Source organism: Guyparkeria sp. SCN-R1, assembly GCF_003932495.1.
In the GTDB taxonomy this organism is placed as follows: Bacteria; Pseudomonadota; Gammaproteobacteria; order Halothiobacillales; family Halothiobacillaceae; genus Guyparkeria.
On record NZ_QZMT01000011.1, the window covers coordinates 26,105 to 41,308 of the forward strand.

Annotated in this window: 9 protein-coding genes and 1 pseudogene; 6 read left to right on the forward strand and 4 right to left on the reverse strand. The window is 63.1% G+C overall.

Annotated features, from left to right (window positions below; translation table 11 throughout):
- Positions 1 to 99 precede the first annotated feature (99 nt).
- From D5687_RS07455 to D5687_RS07470, 4 genes and pseudogenes are all read right to left on the reverse strand, one after another.
- Positions 100 to 2,799, reverse strand: a complete 2,700-nt coding sequence (locus tag D5687_RS07455) for an EAL domain-containing protein (RefSeq protein WP_125199150.1) — start codon at positions 2,797 to 2,799, stop codon at positions 100 to 102.
- Positions 2,800 to 2,966: 167 nt separating this feature from the next.
- Positions 2,967 to 4,787 carry a bifunctional diguanylate cyclase/phosphodiesterase gene (locus D5687_RS07460; protein ID WP_255410305.1) on the reverse strand — a complete coding sequence of 607 codons (1,821 nt, stop codon included), beginning with the start codon at positions 4,785 to 4,787 and terminating at the stop codon, positions 2,967 to 2,969.
- A 63-nt stretch (positions 4,788 to 4,850) separates the two neighbouring features.
- Positions 4,851 to 6,020, reverse strand: a pseudogene (locus D5687_RS11440) (phosphate/phosphite/phosphonate ABC transporter substrate-binding protein); the annotation flags it as partial.
- On the reverse strand, positions 5,923 to 7,158 hold the full coding sequence (locus D5687_RS07470; protein WP_125199153.1) for an argininosuccinate synthase: 1,236 nt from the start codon (positions 7,156 to 7,158) through the stop codon (positions 5,923 to 5,925). The pseudogene D5687_RS11440 and the gene D5687_RS07470, both read right to left, overlap by 98 nt.
- Positions 7,159 to 7,486: 328 nt before the next feature.
- On the opposite strand from D5687_RS07470, the gene aceE reads away from it, so the two are divergent.
- From aceE to D5687_RS07500, 6 genes are all read left to right on the forward strand, one after another.
- Positions 7,487 to 10,144, forward strand: a complete 2,658-nt coding sequence (gene aceE, locus D5687_RS07475) for a pyruvate dehydrogenase (acetyl-transferring), homodimeric type (protein ID WP_125199154.1) — start codon at positions 7,487 to 7,489, stop codon at positions 10,142 to 10,144.
- 115 nt (positions 10,145 to 10,259) lie between these two features.
- Positions 10,260 to 11,579, forward strand: coding sequence for a dihydrolipoyllysine-residue acetyltransferase (gene aceF, locus D5687_RS07480; RefSeq protein ID WP_125199155.1), 1,320 nt, complete (start codon positions 10,260 to 10,262; stop codon positions 11,577 to 11,579).
- A gap of 10 nt (positions 11,580 to 11,589) precedes the next feature.
- Positions 11,590 to 13,353, forward strand: coding sequence for a dihydrolipoyl dehydrogenase (gene lpdA / locus D5687_RS07485; protein ID WP_125199156.1), 1,764 nt, complete (start codon positions 11,590 to 11,592; stop codon positions 13,351 to 13,353).
- A gap of 27 nt (positions 13,354 to 13,380) precedes the next feature.
- Positions 13,381 to 14,166 (forward strand): sulfite exporter TauE/SafE family protein, encoded by a 786-nt coding sequence (locus tag D5687_RS07490; protein WP_240031456.1) that lies wholly within the window; start codon positions 13,381 to 13,383, stop codon positions 14,164 to 14,166.
- A gap of 63 nt (positions 14,167 to 14,229) precedes the next feature.
- Positions 14,230 to 14,724, forward strand: a complete 495-nt coding sequence (gene coaD / locus D5687_RS07495) for a pantetheine-phosphate adenylyltransferase (protein WP_192894161.1) — start codon at positions 14,230 to 14,232, stop codon at positions 14,722 to 14,724.
- Positions 14,725 to 14,878: 154 nt separating this feature from the next.
- Positions 14,879 to 15,127, forward strand: a complete 249-nt coding sequence (locus tag D5687_RS07500) for a YfhL family 4Fe-4S dicluster ferredoxin (protein ID WP_125199157.1) — start codon at positions 14,879 to 14,881, stop codon at positions 15,125 to 15,127.
- The last annotated feature ends 77 nt before the right edge of the window (positions 15,128 to 15,204 follow it).

The window sequence follows — 15,204 nt, forward strand, 5'->3', positions numbered from 1 at the left end:
ATCTCTCCCAATTGAAATGAATCGAAATCTGGTTTGAATCGGTGGCGCGAGACTGTAGACGATCAGCTCAATCCGTGCGAGTAGGCTCAGCGGCGCGGCTCAACGCTTGTCCAACGGTGTCGGACGATGCAGCAAAAAGCCCTGGATATAATCGACCCCCATCTCGGTCACCTGCCGGTACTGGTCGTCGGTTTCCACCCACTCGGCCACGGTCTGTGCGCCCATGACGCGGGAGACCTGGACGATGGCGGAGACGATGACCGCAGCCACGGGGTCGTGTGAAAGATCTTCGACCAGTCGCCCGTCGATCTTGACGATGTCCGGGTTCAGGCGACGCAGGTATTCGAACGACAGGAAACCGCCGCCGAAATCGTCCAGGGCAAACCGGCAGCCAATGCGGCGCATCGCCCCGATCAATCGTTCGGCCTGGTCCAGGTTGATGATTGCCGCGGTTTCTGTGATCTCGAACACCACCCGAGCCGGGTCCACGTCCCAGTCGCCGAGTTCCTGGCGAATGAAGTCCAGCATCTCGGGTTCCTGCACCGAATGCGCCGAGAGGTTGATGCTGAGGGTGCCGCTATCCGGTGACTGTCGTGCGAGCCAGCGACAGCTCTGGCGAATCACCCAGCGATCGATTTCGCCCATGGCATGATGTTTCTCGGCTATCTCGATGTATTCACTGGGAAATCTCAGGCGACCGTCGGCATCAGTAACGCGCAGCAACATCTCGTGGATTATGGGAATACCTGCCTTAACCGGGGCGATACGCTGGGCGGCAAGATCCAGCCGGTCCTCGGCGATTGCCGCCCGCAAGGCGTTGAAGCGTTCGATCTGTTGCTCGCGCTCCAGCAACTCGGTGTCCTCGCCCGAGAATTGGACCACCCGGTCGCCGCCCAGCCGTTGGGCACTCTGACAGGCACGCTCGGCGTCTTCCAGGCGGCGCGAGGCCAGCAGGTCGTCGCTGTCGATCCGGGTCACGCCGACACTGGCCTTGAGGCGCAGGTGCTCGTGCTCGTCCGGCAATCGAAACGCGTGAATGATCTCGAGCACCTCGCGGGCGACCAGCATGCAGGTATCGCGGCTGGACAGGGGCATCCAGATGGCGAATTCGTCGACCCCCATGCGTGCGAGTACCGCATCCGACGGCAATTCGAGCGAGAAGTGACTGGCCAGCGAGGCCAAGATGCGGTCACCCAGCTCGCGGCTGCCGATTTCATTCAGCAGTCGGAATTCGTCCAGGTCCGTCCAGATCAGGCAACTGGCATGGACCGGCTCGTTGCGTGGCACCTTGCCGGGCATGGCCTGGGAGAGGAATTCCTCCATGGCCTCGCGGTTGAGGACCCCGGTCAACCGGTCGTGCGTGGCCCGGTAGGTCAACAGGGCATGGGCCGAACGCAGATCGGTGACATCCAGCATCGACACGAGCAGTTGGGTGCCGCCCTCCGCCTCCAGCCGGCTGAGCTTGAGGTTGACGTCAAATCGTTGATTGTCACGTTCGATCACGCCGTCGACCGAACGCGTTTCCAGGGTCTCGACCCGTTCGACCAGGTCATCGAACGCGCACTGCGGGGACAACCCCTCAATCTGGAGATTGAACGCCTCGCAGAAGGACCGCCCGATCAGTTCCCCCTCGAGATCGGCGCGAGCAAATTCTTCGACCGCCCGGTTCGTGAGCAAAATGTGCCCCGAGGCGTCGGTGAGTACCGCGCCGGTATGCAGGCCCGAGAAGGCACGTCGGAGTCGGCGTTTCTCGGCACCCAGCCGTTTCGTGGCACGGCGGGCCTGCCAGGCGAACAGGGCGAGCACCGCGGCCAGGATCAGCACCAGGTAGTGCCAGAAGTGCCGCAGCAGCGAGCGCGGCGAGATCGGCTCGGGGAGCCATTTGTCGTGCAGGCGATCGACGATGGAGTAATCTAGTGGCGTGCGCCATCCAGCGATACGTGCCTGCTCCGCCGCCGGCGCCTCGGCCGGCATGGCGACCAGTTGGCGGGCAACCCGGGCTGCGAGCCCCTTCGGCGCTTGGCGGGTGGCGGCAAAGGGCCATTCCGGGACCAACGGTGTATTGCTGGGATACGGAAAACCCTGGCGCTCCGCTGTCCCGACCGGAACCAGTCGGCTGTCGGGGTAGGCCTCCAGGTAGCGCTGAAAGAAGCTGGAGCGAACTACCCCGGCATGCGCCCGACCATCGAGCACGGCATCCACCACGGCTTCCAAAGGCAACCCGGTGAAGATCGGCGTGATCTGGTGTTCCACGTCCAGCCCGGCATCTTCCAACGCCTGCATCCCGAGTAGCCAGCCGCCCAGTGCATTCGGGCTGGTCCCGGCAACCCGGGTACCCACCAGATCATCCAGTTCGACAAACCCGGTACCCTGGCGGGTAAAGATCACCGCACCCAACTGCTCCAGTCGCTGGCCATTGCCCTTGACCACCAGGGTCGCCAACGGCCAGATGGAATCCAGACGCGAAAGCTCTGAAAACTGCAGCGATTGCGTCAAGACGAAATCAAGCTGGCCTTCGACAAACGCATTGCGCAACTCGGAAAGGAACAGCGGCCGGATGACAAAACGATAGCCCGGGTTGCGTTCGCTCAGGTAGTCGGCGGTAGCCTGCCAGCGCCTGGCCGCGTCATCCTTGCCGGCGTAGGCGAGCACTCCAACGTGGATCGGCGTTTCTGTGCTGTTCTGAGCTTCCTGCGCCTGCACCGGGCCGACACCCAAACCCACCGCCAAGGCGAGAAAGGCCAACGCGATCCATCGCCCACCGGAAACCAACAAGTGTCCGCCAAGCGTGTCAGTCATGCCCAACTTCAAATCCGTGCCGAACAGCGGCATGTCATCGTCACCATCAAAGTCCCTTCATGAGCAATCGGCAAACCGGGAATGTTCGCGCATGCGACGATCAAGGCCCGAAATGCGAGAGATAGCGTGCCGTCAACACGCGGTCGTTGATTACGTGCCGAACAACGTCAGCCCGTCAGTGCCTCGCGCTCCGCGGCAAGTCGCCCGATCAGTGGTTCCGGGCGATGCAGCAGGTAGCCCTGGGCAAAATCCACCCCGATACGCTCGAGTTGCGCCAGTGTCGTCGGGGTCTCGACCCACTCGCCCACGGTACGAGCACCCATGACATGCGCCACATCGTGAATGGATTCGACGATGACGGCCGCGACGCGATCGTGCTCCAGGTCGCGGACCAGTTTTCCGTCGATCTTGACGATGTCCGGTTTCAATCGACGCAGGAACTCGAACGAGATCAATCCGCCGCCGAAGTCATCCAGTGCCACCAGGCAACCGAGCTCACGTAGCGAGGCTATCAGTTCGGCCGCCTGATCAAAATTCGCGATGGCCGCTGTCTCGGTAATCTCGAAGCATAACCACGTGGGATCGATCTCGTATCGTCGCAATTCGTCCCGGACAAAACCGACCAGCTCACCGTCTTTCATCGACTGGCCAGACAGGTTGATCGTCAATCTCGCCGGCGGCGCGGCACCAGCGACCCGATGATCACGTAGCCCCTGCAATGTCCGGCGAACCACCCAGCGGTCGATTTGCGGCATGTAGTTGAATCGTTCGGCCAGCTCGATCAACGGGGCCGGCGAACCCAAGCTCCCATCTTCTCCAGCCAGGCGCATCAACACCTCCAGACGCACGCCGTCGGTCTCGGCAGCGCCGATGGCATGGATCTCCTGGGCGTGCAATACGAAGCGGTCCTGTTCGACGGCCTGCTTGAGCCGGTTGAGTTCGGCAAAATCGTTCTGGCGCAGGGACCGCTCGGCGCCGCTTTCCTCGAATACGACCAGGCGGTTGCCACCGAGCTTCTGGGCGGTCACGCAGGCCGATTCCGCCTCCTCGAAGACGGTGGCGGCGTTGTAACCCCCGCCGGCCACCAGATCACGGACACCGATACTGGCCGACGTGCGCAGCGACTGATCGTCGCCATCGAGGCGGAACTCCCGAATCGCATGGAGAATCCGTTCCGGCCAACCATCGCCGGCCGAGGAAGGCAGATAGATGCCGAATTCGTCACCGCCCAGCCGCCCAACCGGGGTATTCGGCGGCAACATCACCCGCAGGTAGCCCGCCAGGCGCCGGACCAGTTCATCACCCATCCGGTGCGAGCCACCCTCGTTGACGAGGCGGAAATGATCCAGATCCACCCAAAGCAGCGTGCCGCCTTCACTGCCCTGCTTCGCGTCAGCGAGTTGCATCCGCGACTCGATTTGCTCGAGGAAATGTCGTCGCGTCAGCAGGCCTGTCAACTCGTCGTGCGTGGCTCGGTAGGCCAGCTGACGACTGGTCTCGTCGAGCTCCGTGATGTCCATCATCGAGATGACCAGCCGCCGCACCCCGCCTCTCTCGTCCATTCCGTCCATCCGGGCGGCCGTGAGGTTGAGCACCCGTCGAGGATAGCCATGCGCGAGAATCACCGCGTATTCCACCCAGCTGCGAGTGCCAAGCTCTTCGATCATGCCGGCCAGCGAAAAGTCGTGCGTGTCGTGGCGCAACATCAACGCGAACACGTCCGTCAGGCGCTGATTCATAGCCTCGTTCGGCTGCATACCCTCGGGCAGCAATCGCTCGGCAGAGGGATTGAGGAACTGGATGCGTCCCTCGCCATCAAGCGTCACGACCGCGTCGTGCATCGCAGTCAGAGCGGCCCGGTGCTCACGTTCGCGACGGGCCAGGAGCCGGCGGGCATGCCATTGCTGCCAAAGCAAAAGAGACAACAGTGCACTCAGGCCAACGGGTGCTAGCCACCAGTACGCGCGCAACCAATCGACCACGGTCATCGGCGGCGTCAGCCAACGGTCGGCCAGTGACTCCAGGCCGCCGTAATCCACCGGCTCGGACCAACCGGCGATATTGGCGGCACGAAGCGGCGGTGAAGCCGTAGGCATTGAGAGCAGCGCCAAACGAACCTGTTCGCGCAACGTCAATTCGGCGCGTGTCGTCGCTGCCAACGGCCACTGCGGCACCAGCCGGGTCGAGAGGACATGCGGATAACCCGGCTCACTGACGCGGTTCAGCACACTGAACGTATCGGTGGCATAGCGCCCGGCCTCGATTTCCCGCGTGAGCACATCGGCCCGAACGATACCTGCATCGGCCCGCCCGGCCGCCACCGCGCCGAGAACGTTGGTCATCGGCAGGCCGACATATAGCGGCAGGATGTCCTTATCGATCGACAGCCCGGCCCGCTCGATCTCCTCAGCACCGAGGATCCACGCCCCCAGGGCATTGGGAGCAACCCCCGCCACGATGGCGCCCTACAGGTCGCCCAGATCGCTGATCTCCTCTCGCCCTGCGAGCCGCACGATCGCCGAACCGAAGCGATTGCTGGGGTTGCCCGCCTCGTCGACCACCCGGGTGGCCAGGGCTTCGAGGCCGTAGTCGGCCCGCAACTGGACGAATTGAAGTGGCTGGAGGTGCACGAAGTGCAATTCGCCCTGCCGCACGGCACGCGCCACCTCCTGCAGATACAGCGGCCGGATCTCGAAACGCGTCCCCTCGATGCGGTCACTGAGATAATCGGCTGTCGGGTTCCAGCGTGCCTTCGCCTCTTCCTTGCTGGTGATCGTGAGCACGCCGATCGTGATCAGTCGACCTTCGCTGGCCCAGACCTGGGCATGAACCGGCGACTGCCACGCCCCTAACAAGATGGCGGTAAGCAAAAGACGTTGCACTAGAGCAATACCGAATCGGTTTCTCCAGCCAGCGAAAGCAAAAAGGCGGGCCGTGGCCATCGCCACGACCCGCCTTGTCGCTCCGGGTGTTTTCATGACACCCATTTCCCTGTGGTTTGCCACTCGCTGCATGCCAGACATCCCTTGCCTGTGAATCACACCCTTGCGGGTACGGTGTGGCTCGTCCCTGTCACGCAGGGAGGTGCCCTGTAATCCTTCCGGGGCACCCTTTCGCGACCGATCAGCCTCGTCGGCCGGCCTTCGCGCTGATACGCAGACGCAGGGCGTTGAGCTTGATGAAGCCCTCGGCATCACGCTGGTCGTAAGCACCAGCGTCATCCTCGAACGTCGCGATCGCCGGATCGAACAGGCTATTGTCGGACTGTCGACCCGCCACGATCACGTTGCCCTTGTACAGGCGCAGGCGCACATCACCGTTGACGTTGTCCTGGGTCGCGTCGATGGCCTTCTGCAGCATCTCGCGCTCGGGGGCGAACCAGTAACCGTTGTACACCAACTCGGCGTACTTGGGCATCAGTTCATCCTTCATGTGCGCCTCGCCGCGGTCGAGCGTGAGGGACTCTAGGGCCCGGCGTGCCTTCAGGAGGATGGTGCCACCCGGGGTCTCGTAGCAGCCGCGCGACTTCATCCCCACGTAGCGGTTCTCGACCATGTCGAGTCGACCGATGCCATTCGCGCCGCCCAACTGGTTGAGCTTGAGCAGCAACTCGGCCGGCGAGAGCTTCTCGCCGTTGATGGAGACCGGGTCGCCCTTCTCGAAGCCGATGACGATCTCGGTCGCCTCGTCGGGGGCGCGCTCGGGGCTGACCGACCAGCGCCACATCTCCTCTTCCGGTTCCCACCACGGGTCCTCGAGGTTGCCGCCCTCGTAGGAGATGTGCAGCAAGTTGGCATCCATGGAGTACGGCGACTTCTTGCCGGCCGCGGCGAAATCGACCGGGATGTCGCGGGACTCCGCGTAGTTCATCAGCTTCTCGCGGGAGTTGAGGTCCCACTCGCGCCACGGGGCGATCACCTGGATATCCGGGTTGAGCGCATAGGCGTTGAGCTCGAAGCGCACCTGGTCGTTGCCCTTGCCAGTGGCGCCGTGGGCGACGGCGTCCGCGCCGGTCTCGCGGGCGATGTCCACCAGACGCTTGGCGATCAGCGGCCGGGCGATGGAGGTGCCCAGCAGGTACTCGCCCTCATAGATGGCGTTGGCACGGAACATCGGGAAAACGTAATCACGGACGAAGGTCTCGCGCAGGTCGTCGATGTAGATTTCCTTGACGCCCATCTTCTCGGCCTTCTCACGTGCCGGGTCGAGCTCCTCGCCCTGTCCCAGGTCCGCGGTAAAGGTGACTACCTCGCAGTCGTAGGTCTCCTCCAGCCACTTGAGGATCACCGAGGTGTCCAGGCCGCCGGAGTAGGCCAGTACCACCTTGCCGAGCTTCTTGGGGGCCGCGGGATTACTCATCAGAACTCCTGATTTCGATTTGTGTTTGCGATGTGCTTGGCACGAGATCGCGCCATTATATAGACACCGCTGCGCCATGACAGGGCATAGGGGTTTTCAATCCCCCGATTACGCCATGCCGAGCGGCGTCAATACGGCACTTGCCGTTTGCCCCCCGCTCCCCGATGGCGGCGTGAAACGGCTTCGCCATGCGCTCGAACATAGGAAAACTCGGCGTAATCGCGCATAATGAGGCGCAAATTTTGGTCCGGTGCGACCATCGAAGCCCCGCCATGAAGCGCTTTGCCGGGGTTTCGGACGCACCCAACGACAGCTTTGAGGAGTGCTTGTGACCGATTACATCGATCAGGATCCGCAGGAAACCCGGGAATGGCTTGACGCACTCGAGGCAGTGGTCAGCTTTGAAGGGACGGAAAAGGCCCGCCATCTGATTGGCAGCATGATCGAGCTGGCGCGCCAGCACGGCATCGACACCCCCTACTCCGCGACGACCCCCTACATCAACACCATTCCGCCCGAGAACGAGCCGCAATACCCCGGCGACCGTCAGCTCGAGCAGCGCCTGCGCGCCCTGATCCGCTGGAATGCCATGGCGATCGTGGTGCGGGCCAACAAGGAGAACTCGGTCGGCGGTCATATCGCCTCCTACCAGTCCAGCGCCACCATGTACGAGGTCGGCCTGAACCACTTCTTCAAGGGTCACGACCACCCGGAAGGCGCCGACATGGTGTTCTTCCAGGGTCACGTCGCACCAGGGATGTACGCTCGGGCATACCTCGAGGGGCGTATCACCGAGGAGCAACTGCTCAACTTCCGGCAGGAAGCGCACAAGGATGGCTTGAGCTCCTACCCGCACCCCTGGCTGATGCCGAACTTCTGGCAGTTCCCGACGGTCTCGATGGGCCTGGGTCCGCTGATGGCGATCTACCAGGCACGCTTCATGAAGTACATGGACGCGCGAGGTTTCGGCAAGGTCAACAGCCGCAAGGTCTACGCCTTCCTCGGCGATGGCGAGATGGACGAGCCGGAATCCCTCGGCGCAATCGGCCTGGCCGTGCGCGAGAAGCTCGACAACCTGGTGTTTGTCGTCAACGCCAACCTGCAGCGCCTCGATGGCCCGGTTCGCGGCAACGGCAAGATCATCCAGGAACTCGAGGGCAGCTTCCGCGGCGCCGGCTGGAACGTGATCAAGGTCATCTGGGGACCGGGCTGGGACGAGCTCCTCGCCCGCGACAAGTCGGGCAAGCTTATCGAACGGATGATGGAAGTTCCCGACGGCGAATACCAGGCCTACAAGGCGAAGGACGGCGCATTCGTCCGCGAGCACTTCTTCGGCAAGTACCCGGAGACCGCCGAGTTGGTCAAGAACATGACCGACGACGAGATCTTCTCGCTCACCCGGGGTGGCCACAGCCCGCGCAAGATGTACGCGGCCTACAACGCGGCCAACGAGTGCAAGGGCAAGCCGACCGTCATCATCGCCAAGACCATCAAGGGCTACGGTATGGGCCCGTTCGGCGAAGGCGCGATGACCGCTCACCAGCAGAAGAAGCTGGACAACGACGGGTTGAAGTACTTCCGCGACCGCTTCGGCCTGCCGATCTCCGACGAGCAGCTCGAGAAGAACGTGCCGTTCTACAAGCCGGACGACAGCCACGAGCTGATCAAGTACATGAACGAGCGACGCAAGGATCTGGGCGGTTACCTGCCCTCTCGCGTCGACCGCGCCGAGTCGATCCCGGCGCCGGAGCTCAAGGCGTTCGACATGATCCTCAAGGGCACCGGCGAGCGCGAGATGTCCTCGACCATGCTCTTCGGTCGCATCCTGGCGATGATCCTGCGCGACAAGAAGCTCGGCAAGCGCGTCGTACCGATCATCCCGGACGAAGCCCGGACCTTCGGCCTCGAGGGGCTGTTCCGCCAGGTGGGTATCTACGACCCGGCCGGTCAGCTCTATGAACCGGTCGATTCCGACCAGGTGGCCTGGTACAAGCAGGCTGCCAATGGCCAGGTATTGCAGGAAGGCATCAACGAGGCCGGCTCGATGTCCTCGTGGCTGGCCGCGGCAACCGCCTACGCCAACTACGGCGAGGCGATGGTGCCGTTCTACATCTACTACTCGATGTTCGGTTACCAGCGCGTGGGGGACCTGGCCTGGCTGGCCGGCGACATCCGGGCGCGGGGTTTCTTGATCGGCGCGACCGCGGGTCGGACCACGCTGGAAGGCGAAGGCCTGCAGCACAACGACGGCCACAACATCATGATGTTCTCGGCCGTACCGAGCTGCCGCGTCTATGACCCGACCTACGGCTACGAAATGGCCATCATCATTCGTGATGGCCTCAAGGCGATGGTCGAGGAAAAGCAGGATTGCTACTACTACATCACCGCCATGAACGAGAACTACTCGCACCCGGCCATGCCCGAGGGTATTGAGGAAGGGGTTCTCAAGGGCGCCTACCGCCTGCGCGAGAGCAAGAAAAAGCTCAAGAGCCGTGTCCAGCTCATGGGTTCCGGCAGCATCCTGCGCGAGGCCGAGGCCGCCGCCGCGATGCTCGAGGACGAGTGGAAGGTGGCCGCGGACGTCTGGTCGGCCACGAGCTTCACCGAGCTGGCCCGCGAAGGCCAGGCCTGCGAGCGTCACAACCGCCTGCACCCGGATGCCAAGCCGAAGACGCCGTACATCACCACGGCGCTCGAGGAGCGTAATGCCCCGGTTATCGCGGCGACCGACTACATCCAGGCCTACCCGGACCAGATCCGTCGCTTCGTTCCGAACACGTTCACCATCCTGGGCACCGACGGCTATGGCCGGTCCGACACCCGTGCCGCGCTGCGGCGCTTCTTCGAGGTCGACGCTGCCCACATCGTGGTTGCCGCGCTCAAGGCCCTGGCCGACGAGGGGGCCATCCCGGCTGCCAAGGTCACCGAGGCGATCAAGAAGTATGGCATCGATCCCGACTGCGGCCCGCCCATCGAGCGCTAAGACCTACCGCCCCTGCCCCGCTCATCTCGGCATGAGGCGGGACAACGGCCCCATTCGATCCGACGCCCGTGTAGTTTGAGCGGGCGCGCATGCAACCTTTCATGGAGACAGGCTGATGGCCATCAAGTCGATCACCCTCCCCGATATCGGCAATTACGACAACACCCCGGTTATCGAGGTGCTGATCTCGCCCGGCGACCGGGTGGAAAAGGAAGACTCGCTGATCACGCTGGAGTCCGACAAGGCCACGATGGAGATCCCGTCCCCCTACTCGGGCGAGATCAAGAAGGTGCTGGTCAAGGTTGACGACACGCTGAAAGAAGGTGACCTGATCGCCGAAATCGAGGCCGAAGAAGACGCCGAGGCGCCGGCGGCCGAGGAAAAGCCGGCCGAACAGCCGACGGCCGACGAACCTGCCGAGCAAAAACCGGCCGAACCGGAGAAGCCGGCTGCTACCACCGAGAAGCCCGCCTCGTCCGGGCCTACAGCGGCGCAAACACCGGCGCCGGTGAACCGTCAGAGCGCCGGTGCGAAATCGCACGCGAGCCCGTCGGTGCGCCTGTTCGCCCGCAAGTTGGGCGTGGATCTGGCCAACGTCACCGGCACGGGCCCCAAGGGTCGCATCCTGCAGGAGGATGTCGAAGGGGCAATCAAGAAGGTAATGGAGGGCGCGGCCAAGGGTGGCGCCGCTACCGGGGCCGGGATTCCACCGCTGCCGGAGATCGACTTCTCCCAGTTCGGCGAGATCGAGGAAAAGCCGCTCTCGCGCATCAAGAAGCTTTCCGGCAAGCACCTGTCCACGGCCTGGCTCAATATCCCGCACGTCACGCAGTTCGACGAGACGGACATCACCGAACTCGAGGATTTCCGCAAGTCACTCAAGCCGCGGGCCGAAAAGGCCGGTATCAAGATGACGCCGCTGGTTTTCGTGCTCAAGGCACTGGCGCACGTACTGCGCGAGTTCCCGCACATGAATGCCTCGCTCGCTCCGGACGGCGAGAACCTGATCGTCAAGAAATACATCAACCTCGGGGTGGCGGTGGACACGCCCAACGGCCTGCTGGTGCCAGTGGTGCGTGACGTCGACCAGAAGGGCATCTTCGAGCTCTCCGAGGAACTCATGGCCATCTCGGAGCGGGCCCGCAACGGCAAGCTCACCGGCGAGGATCTCTCCGGCGGGACGTTCTCGGTTTCCAGCCTCGGCGGCATCGGCGGGACGCAGTTCACGCCGATCGTCAACGGCCCGGAAGTCGGCATCCTGGGGGTTTCCAAGGCCAGCATGCAGCCAGTCTGGAACGGCTCGGAGTTCGAGCCACGCCTGATGCTGCCGCTGGCGCTTTCCTACGATCACCGCGTCATCGATGGCGCCGAGGGGGCACGGTTCATGACCACGCTCTCGCGCACGCTCACCGATCTTCGCGAACTGATGCTGTAAGGAGCACCGGATGACCATCGAAACCATCAACCTGCCGGACATCGGCAACTTTGACGAAGTCGAGATCATCGAGGTGCTGGTCGAGGCCGGCGACGCGGTCGAGGCCGAGGACTCGCTGATCACGCTCGAGACCGACAAGGCCACCATGGAGATTCCGGCCCCCGCTGCCGGCACGATCACCGAGATGCTCGTCGGCGTGGGCGACAAGGTCAGCACGGGCAAGCCGATCGCCAAGTACGAGCCGGCCGCCGGTGGCGAGTCGAGCGAAGGCGCCGATGCGCCCGCCGAGCAAGCGCCTGCTACCGAAGACAAGGCGTCCTCCCCTGCCCCGGCCGCCGCTGCCGCCACCGACGAGAAGGCGGACGTCGAGTGCGACATCTGCGTGCTCGGCTCCGGGCCGGGCGGCTACACCGCTGCCTTCCGCGCCGCGGATCTAGGCAAGAAGGTCGTGCTGATCGAGCGCTACCCTGTGATCGGCGGCGTGTGCCTGAATGTCGGCTGCATACCCTCCAAGGCACTGCTGCACGTCTCCGAGGTGCTCAACGAAACCCGCTCGATGGGCGCGCATGGTGTGACCTTCGCCGAGCCGAAGATCGATCTCGACAAGCTGCGCGGCTTCAAGGACAAGACGATCAAGAAGCTTACCGGTGGTCTCGAGGCCCTGGCCAAGCAACGCAAGGTGCAGATCGTGCGCGGTTACGGCCGCTTCATCGATCCGCACCACGTCGCCGTTACCGATGACGATGGCAAGGAAACGCTGGTCAGGTTCGACAATGCCGTCGTCGCGGCCGGCTCGCAGCCGGTGAAGCTGCCGTTCATTCCGCATGACGACCCGCGCGTGATGGACTCCACCGACGCCCTCGAGCTTGAGGAAGTGCCGGGCAAGATGCTCGTTATCGGCGGTGGCATCATCGGGCTGGAAATGGCGCAGGTCTACGATTCGCTGGGTGCCGATATCTCGATCGTCGAGCTGGCCGACACCATCATCCCGGGGGCCGACAAGGACCTGACCCGCCCACTGCTGAAGATCCTCAAGAAGCGCTACCAGGACATTTTCCTCGGCTCCAAGGTGACCAATGTCGAGGCCAAGAAAGATGGCCTTCATGTCACATTCGAGGGCAAGAACACGCCGGAAACGGCTGTTTTTGATCGCATTCTTGTCGCAGTCGGTCGCGCACCGAACGGCAAGAAGTTCGATGCGGACAAGGCAGGCGTATCCGTGGATGAGCGAGGCTTCATCGCCGTCGACGAGCGGATGCGGACCAACGTCGAACACATCCATGCCATTGGTGACGTCGTTGGTCAGCCAATGCTCGCGCACAAGGCTGTCCATGAAGGCAAGGTGGCCGCGGAAGTCATCTGTGGCCTGCCGTCCGCCTTCACGCCGATGGGCATTCCCAGCGTCGCCTACACCGATCCGGAGGTTGCCTGGGCCGGCAAGACCGAGGACGAACTCAAGGCCGAGGGTGTCGAATACGAGATGGGCGCCTTCCCCTGGGCCGCCTCGGGCCGGTCATTGAGTCTCGGTCGTGACGAGGGGCTTACCAAGGCCCTGTTCTGCAAGGAGACCCATCGCCTGCTGGGTGCCGGTATCGTCGGCCCCAACGCCGGTGAACTGATCGCGGAAGCCATGCTGGCAATCGAGATGGGTGCCGACATGGCCGACATCGGCCTGACGATCCACCCCCACCCCACCCTGTCGGAGACGCTCGGTTTCGCCGCCGAGATGGCCGAAGGCACGATCACGGATCTATTGCCGCCCAAGAAACGCTGATCGAGCGCCGGCAAAGGGAGGTCGCCAGTGGAATACCTGTTATTCGCCATCCTCGGGATGGTCGGTGGAGTGGCCGCCGGCCTGCTCGGTATCGGTGGCGGGCTGATCATGGTCCCCGTCCTGCTGATGATTTTCCCGACCATCGGCATCAGTGGCCCTCATCTCGTACATATCGCCATCGGCACCTCGCTGGCGGCGATCGTGTTTGCCTCGATCACTTCGGTCTACAGCCATCACCGGCATGGGGGCGTACTCTGGGACGTGTTCGCACGGTTTGCTCCGGGGATGGCGCTCGGGGCGATACTCGGCTCCACCGTGGCGCATTACCTCCCCGGCGACGTACTCAAGATCGTCTTCGGCGTGCTCGAGATCGCGGTGGCCCTGCAAATGGCCTTCGGCAAGACCCCGCCGGCCAGTCGACAGCTGCCTGGCATTGTCCCGCTCACCGGGGTATCGAGCACCTTCGGGGCGATCGCCTCGATCATGGGCATGGGTGGCGGCGCGATGACGACGCCGTTCTTCCTTTACTGCAATATCACCGCCCGCAACGCGATTGCCACCAGTGCCTCACTGACTCTGCCAACCGCCTTGTTCGGGGCCGCGGGTTACGTGGTCAGCGGCTGGACGATCGACGGGCTGCCCGAAATGACGGCCGGCTATGTCTATTTGCCGGCACTGGCCGGCATCGCCGTGTTCTCTGTGCTTTTCGCTCCCATCGGTGCCAAACTCGCCCAGATACTGCCGGCCTTGGCACTCAAGCGCATCTTTGCCTTTGTGCTGATGGGGCTGGGCGTTCACATGATCCTTTCCTGATATGGGTCCGCTCCGGGCCTGATCCCGCTCCGCTATCGACCTCAGTCCTTCGGGGGCATTGGCATGACACGCAAGAAACGCATCGCGGTCTATCCGGGCACGTTCGACCCGATCACCTACGGTCACGTCGATCTCGCCCAGCGTGCCGCCCGCCTGTTCGATGAAGTGATCGTTGCGGTGGCCGGTGATTCGAGCAAGCACACCCTCTTCTCTCTGGAAAGGCGTCGGGCCTTGGCCGAAGAGGCGATCAACGATGACACCGGCACGATTCGCGTCGATTCGTTCGATGGCCTTCTGGTGGACTTTGCCGCCGAGGTGGGCGCCACCGCCCTGGTGCGAGGACTGCGCGCGGTGAGCGATTTCGAGTACGAAATCCAACTGGCTGCCATCAACCGACGTCTGAACAGCAAACTCGAGACCGTGTTCCTATCCCCGGCCGAAGATCTCGGATTCATCTCGTCGAGTATCGTGCGCGAGCTGGCCCGGCTGGGTGGCGACGTGACCGACTTCGTGCCGCCCGCCGTGGTTCAGGCACTCAAGGAGTCGCGCCGCGACTAGAGCCACGCAAGTAGGCGCGGTTTTTCTCCACCAGGGTGTGCCGGAAAATAACTGACCACCGCACTGTGGAATTTTGTCGCCAAGCGCGCCAAAATCACGTTTACCTGTTATCCTGTGCGCCAGTTACCGACCAGAAATTTGGGGAGGAATCCGCATGTCCCTGCTGATTACCGACGAATGCATCAACTGCGATGTCTGCGAGCCGGAATGCCCGAACGGCGCCATTTCCCAGGGTGACGAGATCTACGAGATCGCGCCCAACCTCTGCACCGAGTGCGTGGGGCATTACGATGAGCCGCAGTGTGTCGAGGTCTGCCCGGTCGACTGCATCATCACCGATCCGGACAACAACGAGACCGAAGATCAGCTGATGGACAAGTACCATCAATTGACTGGCAACTAAGCTCGTCCGAGCCTCGTCCCAAGAAAAAACCCGCCGAACGTTCGGCGGGTTTTTTACGTTTGGGCATTCGAAACGCG

What these genes read in the sequence shown, in the direction of transcription:
- D5687_RS07455 (WP_125199150.1), bottom strand. Translation starts at nt 2,799, where the DNA reads ATGACTGACACGCTTGGCGGACACTTGTTGGTTTCCGGTGGGCGATGG.
- D5687_RS07460 (WP_255410305.1), bottom strand. Translation starts at nt 4,787, where the DNA reads ATGACCGTGGTCGATTGGTTGCGCGCGTACTGGTGGCTAGCACCCGTT.
- D5687_RS07470 (WP_125199153.1), bottom strand. Translation starts at nt 7,158, where the DNA reads ATGAGTAATCCCGCGGCCCCCAAGAAGCTCGGCAAGGTGGTACTGGCC.
- aceF (WP_125199155.1), top strand. Translation starts at nt 10,260, where the DNA reads ATGGCCATCAAGTCGATCACCCTCCCCGATATCGGCAATTACGACAAC.
- lpdA (WP_125199156.1), top strand. Translation starts at nt 11,590, where the DNA reads ATGACCATCGAAACCATCAACCTGCCGGACATCGGCAACTTTGACGAA.
- coaD (WP_192894161.1), top strand. Translation starts at nt 14,230, where the DNA reads ATGACACGCAAGAAACGCATCGCGGTCTATCCGGGCACGTTCGACCCG.
- D5687_RS07500 (WP_125199157.1), top strand. Translation starts at nt 14,879, where the DNA reads ATGTCCCTGCTGATTACCGACGAATGCATCAACTGCGATGTCTGCGAG.